At 71.4% G+C, this 1923-nt stretch carries 2 protein-coding genes and 1 pseudogene; 1 reads left to right on the forward strand and 2 read right to left on the reverse strand.

Annotation, left to right across the window (positions count from 1 at the left end; translation table 11 throughout):
• Positions 1-59: 59 nt before the first annotated feature.
• Positions 60-1082: an NADP-dependent oxidoreductase gene (locus B9S61_RS03970; RefSeq protein ID WP_103540938.1), complete on the reverse strand. Its 1023-nt coding sequence runs from the start codon at positions 1080-1082 to the stop codon at positions 60-62.
• Between the two features lie 92 nt (positions 1083-1174).
• Between B9S61_RS03970 and B9S61_RS03975 the strand changes: the two genes are divergently transcribed.
• A complete protein-coding gene (locus B9S61_RS03975) occupies positions 1175-1618 on the forward strand; it encodes a MarR family winged helix-turn-helix transcriptional regulator (protein WP_103540939.1) in 444 nt (147 codons plus the stop codon).
• Between the two features lie 49 nt (positions 1619-1667).
• Here B9S61_RS03975 and B9S61_RS41465 read toward each other — a convergent pair.
• Positions 1668-1923, reverse strand: a pseudogene (locus tag B9S61_RS41465) (hypothetical protein); the annotation flags it as partial.

Genomic DNA, 1923 nt, shown 5'->3' on the forward strand with positions numbered 1-1923 from the left:
AGCGCGAGGGCCTCGGGGGTGAGGAGTCTGGGCTCGCGAGGGCCCTGTGGGTGGTCGCGTCAGAGTTTGACGATCATTTTTCCGGTGTTGTCGCCGCGCAGGACGCCGAGGAAGGCCTCCAGGTTGTTCTCGATGCCCTCGACCACCGTCTCGCGGTACTTGAGCTCGCCCGAGCGGACCCAGGGCCCGACCTCCTGGACGAACTGCGGCTGGAGGTCGTAGTGGTCGCCGACGAGGAAGCCCTCGATGCGGCCCCGGGTCTGGATGAGCCGGGCGAGGTTGCGCGGGCCGGGGGCCGGCTCGGTGTTGTTGTAGACGGAGATCGCTCCGCAGATCGCGATCCGGCCGTCGCGGTTGAGGGACCCGATGGCCGCCTCCAGGTGGTCGCCGCCCACGTTGTCGAAGTACACGTCGACCCCGTCCGGGGCGGCGTCGCGCAGTTGCCGGCTCACCGGGCCGTTCTTGTAGTTGAACGCGGCGTCGAAGCCGTACTCCTCGACGAGCAGCCTGACCTTCTCGTCCGAGCCGGCGGAGCCGATCACCCGCGAGGCCCCCTTGAGCTTCGCGAGCTGCCCGACCTGGCTGCCGACGGCGCCGGCGGCACCGGAGACGAAGACGGAGTCGCCCTCCTTGAAGGAGGCGGTGCGCAGCAGGCCGGCGTAGGCGGTGAGCCCGGTCATGCCCAGCACGCCCAGGTAGGCCGAGAGGGGCGCGGCCTCGGGGTCCACCTTGACGGCGTTCTTCGCGTCCATGACGGCGTACTCGCGCCAGCCGAGGAAGTGCAGGACGTGGTCGCCGGCCGCGATCCCCTCGGCGTTCGAGGCGACGACCTCGCCGACGGCGCCGCCCTGCATGGCCTTGCCCAGCTCGTACGGGGCGACGTAGGACTTGGCGTCACTCATGCGGCCGCGCATGTACGGGTCGACGGAGAGGTACGTGTTCCGTACCAGCACCTGCCCCTCGGCCGGAGCGGGTACCTCCGCCTCGACGAGGGCGAAGTCCTCGGGCTTCGGCCAGCCGACGGGCCGGCTCAGCAGCTGCCACTCGCGGCCGGTGGTGGGGGGCGTGGGGGCGTCGGACATGAGCTGGCACCTTCCTGGAAATACTTCATTACCTGAAACAACCATGCGGCTGAATATTTCAGGATGTCAAGCAACTGGGTACCCTGGAGAGCATGGCCACACCCCGCAACACGCCCAGCCGCGCCGACGCCCTCACCCTGGAGGTCGTCGAACTCATCGGCTCGGTGGTGGCCCGCTACCACGAGGAGTACGAGGAAGCCGCCGCCGGTCACGCGCTGACGGGCGCGCAGGCGAGGCTGCTGAGCCTGCTGTCACTGGAGCCGCTTCCGATGCGGAAGCTGGCGCAGCGGCTGAAGTGCGAGCCGTCCAACGTGACGGGCATCGTGGACCGGCTGGAGGCACGTGGTCTGGTGGAGCGCCGCCCGGACCCGGCGGACCGGCGGGTGAAGCTGGCGGCGGCGACGGCGGAGGGGCGCCGGGTGGCGCGCAGCATGCGGGAGTCCCTGCGGTTCGCGCGTGAACCCCTCGCGGGGCTTTCGGAGGAGGAACGGGTGGCCCTGCGCGACACCCTGCGCACCATGCTGAACGCCACCTGACGGACCACCGCCGCACCCGCCCCGGTGCACCCCGCAGGCGGGGGACCGCTCAGGTGCACCACCACAGGAACCGGTCGCACGTCTCCGACGGCTCCGGCTCCGGTTCGGGACTCTTCGTGGTCGGGTCCGGGCCGGGACTCTCCGGCCCCCCGGAAGCCCCGCCCGACGGAGGCGTCGCGGGATCGCCCGGAGGGACGTCCTCGGGCGCGGACGACGTGTCCTCCCCGGCCCCGTTCTCCTCCTCCGCGTCCTCCGACTCCCCGTCGTCCGGGGACGCGGAAGCCGAGGGGGAGGCGGAGGGGGAG

The organism is Streptomyces sp. SM1, assembly GCF_002910825.1.
GTDB classification, from domain to species: domain Bacteria; phylum Actinomycetota; class Actinomycetes; order Streptomycetales; family Streptomycetaceae; genus Streptomyces; species Streptomyces okerensis.